Origin of the sequence: Amycolatopsis sp. GM8 (assembly GCF_021653975.1) — a bacterium.
GTDB lineage: Bacteria > Actinomycetota > Actinomycetes > Mycobacteriales > Pseudonocardiaceae > Amycolatopsis_E.
This window is the reverse complement of sequence record NZ_JAJKFK010000002.1, coordinates 447294-460147: the sequence shown is the minus strand read 5'-3', so window position 1 is coordinate 460147 and position 12854 is coordinate 447294. Positions and strand designations below refer to the sequence as shown.

The window sequence follows — 12854 nt, the reverse complement described above, 5'->3', positions numbered from 1 at the left end:
TTGTGCGGGTAGGTTCTGCCTGATGGATCTCGATGCGGTGCGCACCTTCATCGCCGTCGCCGAGACCGGCCAGTTCCAGTCCGCCGCCGACGACCTGGAAATCACCCAGCAGGCGGCCTCGAAACGGGTGGCCGGCCTGGAGCGGGAACTCGGCGTGCGGCTGTTCGCGCGGACCGCCAAGGGCGCCCGGCTCACCGTGGACGGGCAGGCGCTGCTGCCTCATGCGCGCGAACTGCTCCGCGCCGCCGAACGCGCCGCCGCGGCCGTGACGCCAGGCCGCCGGGCCCTGCGCATCGACGTCGTCAACCGCCGGATCGCGCCCTCCAACGTCCTTCGCGCCTTCTACCAGCAACATCCGGCGATCGAGCTCGATGTCGTCACGCTCGCCCACGCGGACGCCGCGTCGGCGCTGGCCGAGGTCAGCGCCGGGACCCTGGACGCCACCTTCCGATCCTTGCGGGCCCTCGAACTCCCGGACGAGCTCCGGTCCGCGCGCGTCATCGACGACCGGCACGAACTGCTGGTCGGCCCGAAGCACCCGTTGGCGAACGCCAAAAGTGTGACACCGGCCGAACTCGCCGAACACCCCGTCTGGATGCCCGGTATGACCGACGCCGAGCCCATCGGCTACTACGAAGATCTGGCCGGGGCGTTCGGGCTCACCATCGACACGATCGGCCCGATGTTCGGCATCGAGGCGCTCCTCGCCGAGATCGCGGACTCGGCCCGGCTCGCCAATCTGGTCGGCGAAGGCTCGCGATACCTCTGGCCGGAAAGCTATGACCTGCGCCGGATCCCGGTCGTCGACCCGATCCCCGTGTACCCGCTCTCGGTGGTCTGGCGGGCGGACAACGCGCATCCCGTCCTGGCGGATTTCCTCGAGTACCTGCGGGCGAGATACCGGGCGACAGCCGGCGAAGACGTGTGGGTCCCGGACTGGGCCCGTTAGGTCAGCGCCAGGTCGCCGAGCGGATCGCGCGCTCGATCGCGGTTCGCGCCGTCGACAGTGCTTCGAGGATCGTGGCCTCGGTGTCCGTGTCCAGCCGCGCGATCGGCACCGAGCAGCTGATCGCGTCGATGACCGGGGTTTCGTACCGCAACGCCATCCCGAAGCATCGCAGGCCGATCGTCCCTTCCTCGTTGTCGATCGCGTACCCACGTTCGCGCACGCCGGCCAGATCCGCCAGCAGCCCGGGGCGGTCGAGCGTGTGCTCGGTCAGCGCGGGCATCTCAGGCGGTAGCAGTTTTTCGACGTCGGAGTCGGTGCGCTCCGCCAGGATCGCCTTGCCCAGCGACGTCGCGTACGCCGGGAGCCGCCGGCCGACCCGGCTGAACGGGCGGAGGTAGTGCCGCGACTCCCGGGTCGCGAGGTACACGATGTCCGCGCCGTCGAGCCGCGCGAAGTGGACCGTCTCGCCGACCTGTTCGCCCAGCGCGTCCAGGTGCGGCTTGGCGGCGGCCAGGCGCGGATCGCCGTCGATGTAGGAGGTTCCGACGAGCAACGCCCGGACACCGATGGCGTACAACGAATTCGTCGGATCGGTGCGCACCCAGCCGCGGTTCACCAGCGTCTGCAACAGCGCGTACAGGCTGCTGCGCGGCACATCCATCCGTTCGGCGAGCTGGCGCAGGCCGATCGGCTGCCCATCGAGGCTCCCGAGTACCTCGAGAACCTCGACGGTGCGCGCGGCCGACTTCACATCGCGCACGCCCTTCTGCTGTTCAGGCATGGCCGTTACCAGCGGGGGAATTTCGGGGCGGTGAAGTCCGGGTGCACGCGGCGCATGGCGGCCGCGTCGTCGCGGCGGCGCGCATCGCTTGTCTCCCAACGGTTGTGGAGCTTCGCGAGTGCGTCGCGGTCGAGTTCGACACCGAGGCCGGGGGTGTCGGACACGGCGATCTTCCCGCCGGAGAACGTGTGCGGCTGCGTGATCACGTCCTCTGTCTGCCATGGACGGTGCGTGTCACAGGCGTGGCGCAGACCCGGGATGGTGGCCGCGACCTGGGTCATCGCCGCGAGGCTGATGCCGAGATGGGTGTTGGAGTGCATGGAAATCCCGACGCCGAACGTCCGGCACACGGCGGCCAGGTCCTGCGTCGCGCGCAACCCACCCCAGTAGTGGTGATCCGACAGCACGACCTGCACCGCGTCGGCCGTGAACGCTTCGGGGATCTCGTCGAACGCGGTCACACACATGTTGGTGGCCAAGGGAAGTGACGTCTTCTTCGCGACCTCGGCCATGTTCGCGGTGCCGGTGGTCGGGTCCTCCAGGTATTCGAGGACGCCCTCCAGCGCGCCGGCTACTTCGAGGCTCGTCGCGACCGACCAGGCGCCGTTCGGGTCGAGCCGCACCGGCTGACCGGGAAATGCCTCGGCGAGCGCGCGTGACGCGGCGATCTCGTGCGCCGGTTCGAACACCCCGCCCTTGAGCTTGAACGAGCTGAACCCGTAGTCCTCGGCCATGCGTTTCGCTTGCGCCACAACACCTTCTGGGTCGAGCGCAGCACCCCAGTCGTCCTTGGGTTCGTCCGGCTCGGGGTGCTCGGCCCAGCGGTAGAACAGGTACGCGCTGTACTCGATGGCGTCCCGCACCTTGCCGCCGAGCAAGGCGTGCACCGGCAGGCGCAGCTCGTGGCCCAGCGCGTCGTAGATCGCGACCTCGAACGCCGACGCGACGCTCGACGCGATCTTCCCTAGCGTGCGGCTGCCGCGAAGACCCTCGGCCTGCACGGTGTTGTCGACCCGTTCCGCGCCGACTTCGGACAGGCATCGCGTCACGGCCGCGAGCAGGTCGTTCACGACCAGGCCGGCGCCCACGAGCCGGGGGCCGAACGCCTCGGCGAGCTTGAGGTAGTCGGTGTCGCCGTAGGTCTCGCCGAGGCCGACGGCGCCGCTTTCGGTGATGACCTCCACGATCGTGCGCGGCGTGTACGGCTGGTGCACGCCCTGCAGGTTCAGCAGCGGGGGATCGGAGATCAGGATCGGCGTGACGCGAACTTCCGCGATCCGGGACATCGGTGTCCTCCTCAGACGAGGTCGAGGCCGGTGGCCAGCAGGGCTTTGAGGGTGGTGAGCTCTTCGGGCGCCGGGTCGCACAGCGGCGCGCGCACCGGGCCGACAGGCAGGTCGCGCAACCGGGCGGCGGCCTTGACGAGCGCGACGGCGTAGCCCGCGCGGCGGTCGCGAAGTTCCACGAACGGCTGGTAGAAACCACGCAGCAGTTCGTCCACACGCGACTGATCGTCGGCGTGCAGCGCGGTGAAGAACGCCTTGGAGATCTCGGGTGCGAACGCGTGCACGGCCGAGGAATACGCCGGGATGCCGATCGCGGAGTACGCGCGGGCCTGCATCTCCGCGGTCGCGACGCCGTTGAAGAACAAGAAGTCCTCGGGCGCGGCCAGGCGCAGGCGTTGCAACTGGTCGAGGTCGCCGTGGCCGTCCTTGAGTCCGATCACGTTCGGGATCTTCGCGAGCAGGCCGACCGACGCGGCGTCGAACGTGACGTAGTCCCGCTGGTAGGCGATCAGCGGGAGCGGACTCGACTCGGCGACTTTGCGCACCTGCTCGACGAGCCCGTCCACCGGCGCTTTGACCAGGTAGTGCGGCATGAGCAGCGCACCGTCCGCGCCGGCTTCGGCCGCGCGGGCCGCGTACTGGGCGGCGATCGCCCAGCCGTAGCCGACGCCGGCGATCACCGGGATGCGGTCCGCGGTCTCCTCGACGGCGATGCGCACGACCTCGGTGTACTCGTCGAGCGTCAGCGAGAAGAACTCACCGGTGCCGCACGCGACGAACACCGCCGCCGGGTCGGCCGCCAGCTGCGTGCGGAAGTAGGCGCGGAAGGCGGCGGGGTCGAGTTCGCCGCTTCCGGTGAACGAGGTCAGCGGGAACGAAAGGACCCCGGCGGCCATGCGCTGCCGGAGTAGAGCTGCGGTCTCCTGCGGTGTTTTCATCTTGTCCGTCTTCATATGTGGACAGTGGCTCTATATGAAGACAGCTTAAGGAGAGATCGCGACCGCGGTCAACAGCGCTCTACGCTGGGCGCGTGTCCGACCACATCATCGTCACGACCACGACCGACAGCGAGGATGCCGCGCGCAACCTGGCCGCGCAGGCGGTCGCGGACAAGCTGGGCGCGTGCGCGCAGATCGTCGGCCCGATCACCAGCGTCTACAGCTGGGAGGGCAGGGTGCGCATCGATTCCGAGTGGCGGGTGGAGGTCAAGACCGCCGCGGACCGGGTGCCGGATCTGGTGGCACTGCTGAAATCGGTGCACAGCTACGACGTCCCGGAGATCATCGCCGTCCCGATCGAGGGCGGCAGCGCGGAATACCTGGACTGGCTCGTCGCCGAGACACGGTAGCTCGCCCTATCGGGTCGATCTCGCGGAACTTCTCGGCAAACTCGGTAGTTTTTCGAGCATGGCGAAACTCCGGTGGACAGTCCCTGCCCTGGTCGGTGCGCTGGCGTGGGCGGTGTGGGAGATCCCGCTCGCCTTCGGTGGCCGGCCCGATCTGGAGGTGATGCGCCGCTCACCCCAGTTTCGGGACGGGAAGTTCCGCAATCTCGCGCCACCCATCACGCAGGACGGCGCCGCCGGCCGTGAGCTGCTGCGGGAGATGCTGTTCGGCGGCCAGCAGCGCAAGCCGGCGGGGCAGGTCCCGCTCGTGCCGCAGCGCCTCGACCATCCGGCCGACGGGCTGTACATCACCTGGTACGGCCACGCGTCGTCGCTCGTCGAGATCGAGGGCATCCGGATCCTGGTCGACCCGGTATGGGCGGAGCGGGTCTCACCGTCGCGGCTGATCGGCCCGCGCCGGATGCACGAGCCGCCGCACCGGCTGGAGGAACTACCGCGGCTCGATGCGATCATCGTTTCGCACGACCACTACGACCACCTGGACGCGGCCGCCGTCCGGACGCTGACAAAGACCCAGCACGCGCCGTTCGTGGTACCCCTCGGGGTCGGCGCGCACCTGCGGCGGTGGCGTGTGCCGCGGGAGCGGATCATCGAGCTGGACTGGCACGAGAGCACGGAAATCGCGGGCGTCCGGATCACCGCGGCGGAAGCACAGCATTTTTCGGGCCGGGCGTTCACCCGCAACAACACGCTGTGGGCGTCGTGGATCATCGCGAGCGCGAACCGCCGCGTGTTCTACACGGCCGACTCCGGCTACTTCGACGGCTACCAGCGGATCGGCGAGCGGTACGGCCCGTTCGACGCATCCCTCGTGCAGGTCGGCGCGTATCACCCGGCGTGGCCGGACATCCACATGACGCCGGAGGAGGGCGTGGCCACGCATCTCGATGTGCGCGGCGGGGTGCTGATTCCGGTGCACTGGGGGACTTTCCGCCTCGCCCTGCACGGCTGGAGCGACCCGGCGGACCGCACCTGGCGCGAGGCGAAGGCGCACGACATCACCCTCGCCGTGCCACGCCCGGGCGAGCGCGTCGACATCGACAACGTCGGACCCGTGGATCCGTGGTGGCAGGCGCTTTAGGGCGTGTTTCAGTGCGGCGGGACCGCGAGGCTGCCGCCGTGGCGCGCTTGTATCGCAGTGTTCTACAATGTGCTACATGGTTGGTGAGTTGTGGTGGGACGACGAAGACGCCCGTCACATCCGCTACCGCTCCACCCGCTATCCCGGAGCCGCAGATCTCGAACCTGCTTGGACGCTGGAAGCCGCGGAGGACCCACAGTGCGTCGTCCGTGATCCCGACCCGAAAAGTCGTGTCGGCTATACCCGGATCATCGGCTACTCGGCGAGTGCTGGGTTCGTGCTGACAGTGATCGTCGATCCCGAGGACAACTCCGGGGTTACTGCGTGGAAGACGCGTGGGGCTGACCTGCGCGACTATCTCGAAGGCAAGGAGGTGCAACCATGACCGATCCCGCGAAGGGCGCCCGTCGGGCTCGCCACGAAGCGATCCGCGCTCAGGTTGCGGACGAGGAAACCGAAGCAGCGGAAGCCGAAGCAGCGGAAAACGCCGCCATTCTCGACGTCTCACTGCATTTGCGCATCAGCCATACCCTTGACGCGGAGCTTCGCCGACGCGCTGCCGCTGAGCACATCCCGACTTCCGCGTTCGTTCGACGGCTCCTCACGCAGGCGGTGCACACGCACGAGAGCGGAGGCCTGAGCGCCGCCGACGTCGAAGAGATCGCTCGCCGTGTCACACGTGAAGAACTCCAGCGCAGCTAGTCTCCTTATGACAGTCCCAGAGTCCGTGTGATCGTGATCTCCAGCACGACACGCTCGGGGTTCGGGCGGGGCTGGCGGCCGTAGCGCTCGGCGTACCGGTTTTCCGCGTCCCGCACGGATTCCGGGTCTTCGCGGATGACGGCGAGCCCTTCCAGCGTCGACCACCGGCGGCCGTCGACCTGGCTGACCGCGACCCGCCCGTCCCCGCGGACGTTGCGGGCCTTGACGCTGCCGCGCCCGCAGGTCACCCGTGCCACCTGGAACTTCTCGTCCACGGTCACCCCGACCGGCACCACATGCGGCGACCCGTCGGCCCGCAGCGTGGTCAGTGTGCACAGGTGCCGTTCGGACCAGAAACCCTGTAGTTCCGGGCTCATCGGGTGCGCCTCCCAGACTTTGTCGTGCCCTGTTGCCAAGATCTTCCTTCATGATGGGCCGCACGCACGCACTCCTACGGTCGCCACGCTTCGCGATAGTCCGGGTGCCCGGCGAACGGCAGTGCGAGCCATCCTTCGAAGTAGTCGCCGATCGCGAGTTCGATCTCGCGGAGCCGGCCGCGCAGAAACGTGATCAGGTCCTCCACGGGCGCCATCCTCGCACCCGTGCGTTCATAGATAGCCTCCGCTCCGTGGATCCGGCGGAAGGTGCCCGCTCATGATGGGCCGCACCCACGCACTGACCGGCTGGTGTGCCGGGCTCGCCGTCGCTCCGCTGGTGGGCGCGAGTTCGATCCACCAGGCCATCGCTTTCGCCGCCGCCACAGCGGGTTTCGCGTTGCTGCCCGACCTCGATCATCCCGGCGCGGGCGCCTCGCGGTTGCTCGGGCCCTTCACCGGCGCCCTGTCGTGGCTGCTCCGCCGGCTGTCGGCGGCGCTGTACGCGCTGACGAAAGGCCCGCGCGACGAGCGGAGCAAGGGCACGCACCGGCACATGTCGCACACCATCCTGTTCGCCGGTGGGCTCGGCGCGCTGACGATGTGGGGCACCCGGGCCGGCGGCTGGTACGCCGTCGCCGGGGTCGTGCTGTTCGGCGTGCTGCTGGCCGCCGATGCGTTGGGGGACTGGCTGTTGCTCCTCGCGGGCGCGGCGACCGCGTGGTGGGCGCTGACCGCGAGCGCCGCCGGTGAACTGCAGCAGCTCACCGGCTGGCTCGGGGTCGCCGTCGCGGTCGGCTGTGTCACGCACTGCCTCGGCGACGCGCTCACCGAGTCCGGCTGCCCGTTCCTGTTCCCGGTGCCCATCGCCGGCGAGACCTGGTACGAGCTGCGGCCGCCGGCGTTCCTCCGGTTCCGCACCGGCGGCCGCTTCGAACGGCTGGTCATCGCGCCGCTGTGCCTGGTCGGGGCGCTGGTCCTGGTGCCGGGTGTGATCGCCGGGCTGATCGCGTTCTACGACCAGTTGTTCGCGCCCGCGGCCGCCTAGAATCGACAGCGATGACCAGCGCGAAACCGACCTTGCGGGCCGACGCCCGGCGCAACCGCGCCCGGGTGCTCGCGGCCGCGCACGAGGCGTTCGCCGACCAGGGGCCCGGTGTCCCGCTGGACGAGATCGCCCGGCGGGCCGGGGTCGGCGCGGGCACGGTGTACCGGCATTTCCCGTCGAAGGAGTCGCTGTTCGAGGCGGTGGTGCTGGACGGGATCGAGCGCCTCGCCGAGCGCGCCGAGTCGCTGCTGGACGCGGCCGACCCGGGTGCGGCGTTCTTCGACTACTTCGACGCGGTCGCCGAGCAGGCGTTGCTGAACAAGGCTTTGTGCGACGCGCTGCAGGAGAGCACGGGTGCGGCGATGACGGATCCGTCGGAGCGGAAGGACAGGTTCCGCGCCGGTTTCGGGGAGTTGTTGCGGCGCGCGCAAGCGACCGGCGCGGTCCGCGACGATCTCGAACCCGGTGACCTGACGGCGCTCCTCTCGGGCCATGTCGCGATCCTGCGCCTGTCCCCGCCCGGACGTTCGCTGGGACGTGTGCTGATCGACGGACTCTTGCCCACCTAAACTCCCGGCATGACCCGAATTCGGCTCGGCTGGGAAGCGCGAATCGACCAGATTGCCGTCGCGATCGATTTCCTGGTCGTTGGTGCCGGTTTGGTGCTTTTGGGTGCCTTGACGGACTGGAGCGGTTGGCTGACCGTGCCGATGATCGTCATCGGCGTCCTGATCCTGCTGATTGTCGCGCTGCGGATGCAGGGCTGGCGGTCGTTGTGGTGGCGCCGGGAGCTGGTAATCGGCCCGGAGGTCATCGCGCACGAGACCAAGCACGACGGTGCGTTCCGGATTCAGTGGTCACATCTCGCCGCGGTGGGCGTGCACGCCGATCCCGGCGCGGACAAGCGATTCGGTGTGACTCTGACATTCTTCCCGAAAACCGCGGATTTCGGGAAGAATCTGCGCGGCCCGCTTCTCGTGCGGCTGCCGAGAAATCATGCCGTGAAGGTCCGGATTCCGTACCGCGCCGAAATCGCCGATGCGTTTCGTAGCTCCGCCCCGAGCGACTGGCAACGTCTGGCTGCCGCCCCGTGGGACGTGCTGGTGGCCGCGCCGGGCGTCGCGCCGGACGTGATTCCGGCACCGGACGTCCGTCCGCCGGTCGTCGTCGACGTGGGACGGCGGGCCCGCTGGCAAATCCTGGTCGGCGGGGTAGTGTCGATCGCCCTGACAACCGGCGCGCTTTCCATCACGTTCGGCTCGAGCCCCGAGATCCTCCTGCATGTCATCGGCGCGTTCGTCAGTGTGCTGTTCCTGGTGCCGGCGGTATTCGCCGTGGCGTTCGGCCTGGTGAGCATCCGCACGCGGAGCTTCGTGCTCGATGCCGACAGCTTCGCCTTGGCAGATTCGGTCGAAGGCGCGTTCACCCTCGGCTGGCCGGAGATCACTGGAGTCGGCGCCGAGATCAGCGTCACGGCGCGAGGTCCAGGCACGTGGGCCGCCCAACGGAGTCTCGACCAGATCCTCGTCTTCACCCAGGAGGGGGCCATCGGCCTTCGGATCGGTAGCCAGCAACGCAGCGTCGACGAAATCGCCCGCGGTGTCCAGCAGTTCGCACCCGAATTGTGGGCAGGGCAGAAGACCGTGAAGGCTGGCCGGTTCCAGATCAGGTAGCCGTCCGGGCGATGTTCACGACTCGCTTCGTGCGCGGGGTCAGGAAAGCCGCGTTCGTGCTGTTGGGTGGCGTTCGCTGGTAGATGTCCTTGTCGATCTGGAAGCGGCGGTCGCCGATGCGGACCTGGTAGTTGTTGGCCTGGCCGTTGACGATCATGATCCGCTTGCCGTAGTCGGCCGGGCTGTGGATCTGCTCACCGACGTCCGGCCCGGTCCAGCCGGTGATCGCGACCACCCGGCCGTCGGTGACGTCGAGTACGCGCCGAAGCGTCAGCCAGAGACCCCACACGAGGAGCGCGACCTCCGGGAGCAGATAGGGCAGGCCCGACACGTCCACCGGCAGCGTCGTGAGGGCGAGCACCAACACCACGATCGCCGCAGCTGCGAGGAACACGCCGATCGAAATCCCTCGCAGTGCCAGATGACGCTGCGAGGGATGCAAGCGCCCGGCCAAGTTCTGCTGATCAACCTCGTACTGGTTGACCTTCACTCCGCGCCGCCCTCACCGTGTTCCTTTTCGTAGGCCTCAGTGGTTTCCTTCGAGCGAGCCCCTTGCTCGTTCCACTGGCGACGCCCTTCCTCGACGACGCCCGCGGTGTCGGCGGGGCTCCACTTCGGAGGCTTCGCGCCCTCTTCTCCGAAGAGGCGCTTTTCCCATTGCTCGCCGCTGAGGATGTTCCGGTTCGGTTCTGCGATCTGCCCACCCGGGATGTTCTCATCCAGATGCGGTATGGAATTCTTCAACTTCTCGACCTGCTCCCCTACGGAGATCTTCGGCGCTGCCTTGAGATCCTTGGCCTTCGAGTCGAGCTTCACGGCCGCGTCCAGGCCCTTGTCCGCGATCTTGTCCGCCGCCTTGCCGACCTTCTTGAGGCCGTTGGCCGCCGCTTCGATGATGCCCTTCGACTTGCCCGCGGCCTGCGCCAGCGTCTCCAGCTTCTCCACGATCTTGGTGATCCGGGAGCTGATCTTTTCGGCGAGTGAGGCGCCTTCGAGGACGGTGTCGGCGATCAACGCCGCCACCGTGCCGCCGAAGGAGCACCACGCGGTCGCGACTGCGGCGATCGCCTTGATGATCAGCGCGCTCACGAACGACGAGATCAGGTCCCGGATCAGGCCGCGTTCGGTGCCCACCAGCGCGGCCGCGACCTGCATCGCGGTGGAAGCGCTTTCCGCGTGGCCCGCGGCGCCCCTGATCGACTCGGCATAACCCTTGGCCGTCTTCTGATAGGCGGCCGGGCCGCCCTCGCCCTGGTAGCTCTGCGCGAGAGTGCCCGCCGACTGCTCGTACCCGTCGGCCGTCTCGTTGAGCTGCTTCGCGATGTTCTGCCAGGTCACCGCCTTCGCGGTGACGGCCTGCGGGTTACCGGCGAGCTTGTCCAGGCCTTCGCGCAGGAAGCTGATGTGCTCGATGAGCCAGCCGACACCGGCGCTGGCCAGCGTGCCCAGCGGGTCCATCGCCGCGCCGAGCAGATCCAGCCCGTCCGTCGCGGCGTCGAGGCCGCCCTGCATCCAGTTGCCACCGGAGAAGTCCTTCACCGTGGTGGCGACGTCGTCGAAAATGCCGGTGCCTGCCGTGGCCGTGGTCCCGGTTTCCGGCTGTGCGACCAGCGGGTTCTCGGTGGTGGTCACTTCCCGATCTCCTTGCCGAGCGCGGTGAGCTTCTGCTTCGAGGCGTCCTCGTGGTTCGACATCGCGTCGTGCGCGGACTGCACCTTGTCGGCCAGGTCGTGCCCGGCGTCGCCGAGTCCTTTGACGAGGTTGGTCGCCGAGCTGACCCAGTACTGGATGCCGCCCGCGAAGATCTGCCCGATCAGGCCGAAGGCGTTGATATCGAACAACGCCCCTGCCTCGCCGGTCGCGTCGATCGCCTCGTGGATCTTGTCCGCGGCACTCCGGACCTCGGGCTCGTGCCCGGCCAGTGCCTGCAGGTCCACCTGGTATCCGCGTGCCATCACCATCCCCTTTGCATGATCGAGCCGGAGCCGTCGTCACCGTCGTCGTCCAGGGCCGGCGGGCGCGCGCGTTGCGGCCTCGGCGGCGCCGGAGGCGCGGGCGGCCTCGGCGGTGCCGGCGGTTGGACCGGCGGCGCGGCGCGTTCCTCGTTGAGGACGAGCCGGCGATCCTGCGCCGCGGGCGGCGGCTGTTCGTCCGGCACATCGGGCGCGGGCAGCTGCTCTTCCAGGAAATGCATCGCGTCGCTGTCGTTGCCGACCACCGGCGCCATGATCGCGGTGATCTGGCGCGCGGCCTGCGCCTGCGCACGCTGCGCGGTGGTGACGACCGTCGCCGCCAGCTGTTCGAGCGGAAGTTCGCGCGCTTTCGCGCCGAAGGTGACCTTCTGCAGCGCCCCACTGGCGTTGACGGTCACGGTCGCGGCGCCGTCGTGGCTGGAGAGGGTGGCCGACAACTGCTGAAGCTGCGCTTTGGCCACTTCCGCTTTGTGCTTGATGTCTGCTATTCCCGCGTCTCCGGGCGAATTCATGCTCACTCTGATGGAGCTAAGTCCATTGTGGTTCCACGGACAAGCGAAAACGTGAATTGTCCGAAATGGTCATTCCTTCAGGTCGGATATTCCGTAATGCCCTGATTTCCGCCTTCTCATCCGAAACGGTTTTCCGCCTGTGGTGGCGCGCCGCGTTCAAGCGCGTCGGCGGTCCGGCACCGTCCTCAATGGAGTGGCAGCGCCCGCATCCGCCGCAACGGCGACGAGCCCAGCCGCTCCGGGGTCACGGCCTGCTGGAAGCTGATCTGCAAGATGTTGGCGACGACGACACCGAATGTGGTCACGAAGTTGCCGACCGGATAGCACGCGATCGCCCAGCCCGATCTGGTGAGCGCCATCAGCACATAGCCGCCGGCGATCAGCACGCCGGTCAGCCACAGCATCCGCGCCTCACCCCGCCGCTGTCCCGCGCGACGGCCGTACAACGCGCCGACCAGTGTGCCTCGGCCGGACCTGTGGTGTTGACCAAGCCGATTTCGCCGGGGGACAGGTGGATCTCGCGGAGCAGGAACAGCACGCCGAGCGCGATCTGCACCGACTGGAACAGGGAGGTCAACGTCGTCGCCTCGGCGAGCGGGCGCAGGATCGGGTGCCGGCAGACGAACCGCAGCCCCTCCCGGATCTCACGCCGCAGCGGTTCCCGCGCCGGGTGTGGCGACGGCCGCCATCGAGATGTTCGTCTGCAGCTTCGCGTTTCCCTCGAGCAACTCGTCCCGCGAGATCAAGTCGGCAGGAACGTCTGGTGGCCGACCTCGAAGAACACCGCCAGCACCCCGGCCAACGCCACCACCGCGAACAGGTGCCACAGCGAGAGCACCCCGAACGTGGCCGCCAGTGGCAGCGACGCGTACGGCGCGAAGCGACCAAGGTCCGTGCCTATCAGCAGCAGGACCGCCAGCACGCTGATCCGGTCCCCGACCTGGCTCAGCAGGTCGGCTGTCCACAGCCGGCGGAAATCCCGCTGCCGCAGCAGTCCCCCGGTCACCACTACAGCTGTACCGGAAAGAAGCCCGGGCCCCCCGACGTAGCCCGGGCTTCTCCTTGCCCCC

20 protein-coding genes are annotated in these 12854 nt (G+C 68.5%); 8 read left to right on the top strand and 12 right to left on the bottom strand.

Features of this window, described 5'->3' with window-relative positions:
* Positions 1 to 22 precede the first annotated feature (22 nt).
* Complete coding sequence (locus LOZ83_RS09530) at positions 23 to 949, top strand: LysR family transcriptional regulator (protein WP_236789975.1); 927 nt, start codon at positions 23 to 25, stop codon at positions 947 to 949.
* Position 950: 1 nt separating this feature from the next.
* Here LOZ83_RS09530 and LOZ83_RS09525 read toward each other — a convergent pair whose 3' ends face one another.
* The 3 genes from LOZ83_RS09525 to LOZ83_RS09515 are packed head-to-tail and all read right to left on the bottom strand — an operon-like array spanning position 951 to position 3969.
* Positions 951 to 1730, bottom strand: a complete 780-nt coding sequence (locus tag LOZ83_RS09525) for an IclR family transcriptional regulator (protein WP_236789974.1) — start codon at positions 1728 to 1730, stop codon at positions 951 to 953.
* A 5-nt stretch (positions 1731 to 1735) separates the two neighbouring features.
* A complete protein-coding gene (locus tag LOZ83_RS09520; RefSeq protein ID WP_236789973.1) occupies positions 1736 to 3016 on the bottom strand; it encodes a glucarate dehydratase family protein in 1281 nt (426 codons plus the stop codon).
* Between the two features lie 11 nt (positions 3017 to 3027).
* Positions 3028 to 3969, bottom strand: a complete 942-nt coding sequence (locus LOZ83_RS09515; RefSeq protein ID WP_236789972.1) for a 5-dehydro-4-deoxyglucarate dehydratase — start codon at positions 3967 to 3969, stop codon at positions 3028 to 3030.
* Positions 3970 to 4046: 77 nt separating this feature from the next.
* Here LOZ83_RS09515 and cutA point away from each other — a divergent pair, with 77 nt between their 5' ends.
* The 4 genes from cutA (at position 4047) to LOZ83_RS09495 (ending at position 6204) form a co-directional block, all read left to right on the top strand.
* Entirely contained in the window at positions 4047 to 4364 is a 318-nt protein-coding gene (cutA, locus tag LOZ83_RS09510; protein ID WP_236789971.1) for a divalent-cation tolerance protein CutA, read from the top strand.
* A gap of 58 nt (positions 4365 to 4422) precedes the next feature.
* Complete coding sequence (locus LOZ83_RS09505; RefSeq protein ID WP_236789970.1) at positions 4423 to 5502, top strand: MBL fold metallo-hydrolase; 1080 nt, start codon at positions 4423 to 4425, stop codon at positions 5500 to 5502.
* Between the two features lie 76 nt (positions 5503 to 5578).
* Positions 5579 to 5887 (top strand): hypothetical protein, encoded by a 309-nt coding sequence (locus tag LOZ83_RS09500; RefSeq protein WP_236789969.1) that lies wholly within the window; start codon positions 5579 to 5581, stop codon positions 5885 to 5887.
* On the top strand, positions 5884 to 6204 hold the full coding sequence (locus LOZ83_RS09495) for a hypothetical protein (RefSeq protein ID WP_236789968.1): 321 nt from the start codon (positions 5884 to 5886) through the stop codon (positions 6202 to 6204). The genes LOZ83_RS09500 and LOZ83_RS09495 overlap by 4 nt, the downstream gene beginning before the upstream one ends.
* Positions 6205 to 6209: 5 nt before the next feature.
* Here LOZ83_RS09495 and LOZ83_RS09490 read toward each other — a convergent pair whose 3' ends face one another.
* Both LOZ83_RS09490 and LOZ83_RS09485 read right to left on the bottom strand, forming a co-directional pair.
* On the bottom strand, positions 6210 to 6581 hold the full coding sequence (locus tag LOZ83_RS09490; RefSeq protein ID WP_236789966.1) for a PPOX class F420-dependent oxidoreductase: 372 nt from the start codon (positions 6579 to 6581) through the stop codon (positions 6210 to 6212).
* A gap of 74 nt (positions 6582 to 6655) precedes the next feature.
* Positions 6656 to 6796 carry a hypothetical protein gene (locus LOZ83_RS09485; protein WP_236789965.1) on the bottom strand — a complete coding sequence of 47 codons (141 nt, stop codon included), beginning with the start codon at positions 6794 to 6796 and terminating at the stop codon, positions 6656 to 6658.
* A gap of 65 nt (positions 6797 to 6861) precedes the next feature.
* Here LOZ83_RS09485 and LOZ83_RS09480 point away from each other — a divergent pair, with 65 nt between their 5' ends.
* Genes LOZ83_RS09480 through LOZ83_RS09470 form a run of 3 tightly spaced genes read left to right on the top strand, consistent with a single transcriptional unit; the run spans position 6862 to position 9299 of the window.
* Complete coding sequence (locus tag LOZ83_RS09480; protein WP_236790745.1) at positions 6862 to 7626, top strand: metal-dependent hydrolase; 765 nt, start codon at positions 6862 to 6864, stop codon at positions 7624 to 7626.
* Positions 7627 to 7637: 11 nt separating this feature from the next.
* Positions 7638 to 8195, top strand: coding sequence for a TetR/AcrR family transcriptional regulator (locus LOZ83_RS09475; RefSeq protein WP_236789963.1), 558 nt, complete (start codon positions 7638 to 7640; stop codon positions 8193 to 8195).
* Positions 8196 to 8204: 9 nt separating this feature from the next.
* Complete coding sequence (locus LOZ83_RS09470) at positions 8205 to 9299, top strand: hypothetical protein (RefSeq protein WP_236789961.1); 1095 nt, start codon at positions 8205 to 8207, stop codon at positions 9297 to 9299.
* Here the strand turns inward: LOZ83_RS09470 and LOZ83_RS09465 are convergent.
* The 7 genes from LOZ83_RS09465 to LOZ83_RS09435 all read right to left on the bottom strand — a co-directional run bounded on the left by LOZ83_RS09465 (position 9292) and on the right by LOZ83_RS09435 (position 12790).
* Positions 9292 to 9693 carry a hypothetical protein gene (locus LOZ83_RS09465; protein ID WP_236789960.1) on the bottom strand — a complete coding sequence of 134 codons (402 nt, stop codon included), beginning with the start codon at positions 9691 to 9693 and terminating at the stop codon, positions 9292 to 9294. The two genes, LOZ83_RS09470 and LOZ83_RS09465, sit on opposite strands and share 8 nt — an antisense overlap.
* A 92-nt stretch (positions 9694 to 9785) precedes the next feature.
* Positions 9786 to 10931, bottom strand: a complete 1146-nt coding sequence (locus LOZ83_RS09460) for a hypothetical protein (protein WP_236789959.1) — start codon at positions 10929 to 10931, stop codon at positions 9786 to 9788.
* Positions 10928 to 11254 carry a type VII secretion target gene (locus LOZ83_RS09455; protein ID WP_236789958.1) on the bottom strand — a complete coding sequence of 109 codons (327 nt, stop codon included), beginning with the start codon at positions 11252 to 11254 and terminating at the stop codon, positions 10928 to 10930. Before LOZ83_RS09455 ends, LOZ83_RS09460 begins: the two co-directional genes overlap by 4 nt.
* A complete protein-coding gene (locus tag LOZ83_RS09450; protein WP_236789956.1) occupies positions 11254 to 11784 on the bottom strand; it encodes a YbaB/EbfC family nucleoid-associated protein in 531 nt (176 codons plus the stop codon). Before LOZ83_RS09450 ends, LOZ83_RS09455 begins: the two co-directional genes overlap by 1 nt.
* 185 nt (positions 11785 to 11969) lie before the next feature.
* Complete coding sequence (locus LOZ83_RS09445; RefSeq protein ID WP_236789954.1) at positions 11970 to 12188, bottom strand: hypothetical protein; 219 nt, start codon at positions 12186 to 12188, stop codon at positions 11970 to 11972.
* Entirely contained in the window at positions 12176 to 12361 is a 186-nt protein-coding gene (locus tag LOZ83_RS09440) for a hypothetical protein (protein ID WP_236789950.1), read from the bottom strand. Before LOZ83_RS09440 ends, LOZ83_RS09445 begins: the two co-directional genes overlap by 13 nt.
* Positions 12362 to 12526: 165 nt before the next feature.
* Complete coding sequence (locus LOZ83_RS09435; protein WP_236789948.1) at positions 12527 to 12790, bottom strand: hypothetical protein; 264 nt, start codon at positions 12788 to 12790, stop codon at positions 12527 to 12529.
* Positions 12791 to 12854 lie beyond the last annotated feature (64 nt).

Coding starts and splice junctions, on each gene's coding strand:
- LOZ83_RS09495 (WP_236789968.1), top strand. CDS start 5,884: ATGACCGATCCCGCGAAGGGCGCCCGTCGGGCTCGCCACGAAGCGATC.
- LOZ83_RS09490 (WP_236789966.1), bottom strand. CDS start 6,581: ATGAGCCCGGAACTACAGGGTTTCTGGTCCGAACGGCACCTGTGCACA.
- LOZ83_RS09515 (WP_236789972.1), bottom strand. CDS start 3,969: ATGAAGACGGACAAGATGAAAACACCGCAGGAGACCGCAGCTCTACTC.
- LOZ83_RS09445 (WP_236789954.1), bottom strand. CDS start 12,188: ATGCTGTGGCTGACCGGCGTGCTGATCGCCGGCGGCTATGTGCTGATG.
- LOZ83_RS09470 (WP_236789961.1), top strand. CDS start 8,205: ATGACCCGAATTCGGCTCGGCTGGGAAGCGCGAATCGACCAGATTGCC.
- LOZ83_RS09485 (WP_236789965.1), bottom strand. CDS start 6,796: ATGGCGCCCGTGGAGGACCTGATCACGTTTCTGCGCGGCCGGCTCCGC.
- LOZ83_RS09530 (WP_236789975.1), top strand. CDS start 23: ATGGATCTCGATGCGGTGCGCACCTTCATCGCCGTCGCCGAGACCGGC.
- LOZ83_RS09480 (WP_236790745.1), top strand. CDS start 6,862: ATGGGCCGCACCCACGCACTGACCGGCTGGTGTGCCGGGCTCGCCGTC.
- LOZ83_RS09475 (WP_236789963.1), top strand. CDS start 7,638: ATGACCAGCGCGAAACCGACCTTGCGGGCCGACGCCCGGCGCAACCGC.
- LOZ83_RS09500 (WP_236789969.1), top strand. CDS start 5,579: ATGGTTGGTGAGTTGTGGTGGGACGACGAAGACGCCCGTCACATCCGC.
- LOZ83_RS09450 (WP_236789956.1), bottom strand. CDS start 11,784: ATGAATTCGCCCGGAGACGCGGGAATAGCAGACATCAAGCACAAAGCG.
- LOZ83_RS09525 (WP_236789974.1), bottom strand. CDS start 1,730: ATGCCTGAACAGCAGAAGGGCGTGCGCGATGTGAAGTCGGCCGCGCGC.
- LOZ83_RS09505 (WP_236789970.1), top strand. CDS start 4,423: ATGGCGAAACTCCGGTGGACAGTCCCTGCCCTGGTCGGTGCGCTGGCG.
- LOZ83_RS09520 (WP_236789973.1), bottom strand. CDS start 3,016: ATGTCCCGGATCGCGGAAGTTCGCGTCACGCCGATCCTGATCTCCGAT.
- LOZ83_RS09455 (WP_236789958.1), bottom strand. CDS start 11,254: ATGGCACGCGGATACCAGGTGGACCTGCAGGCACTGGCCGGGCACGAG.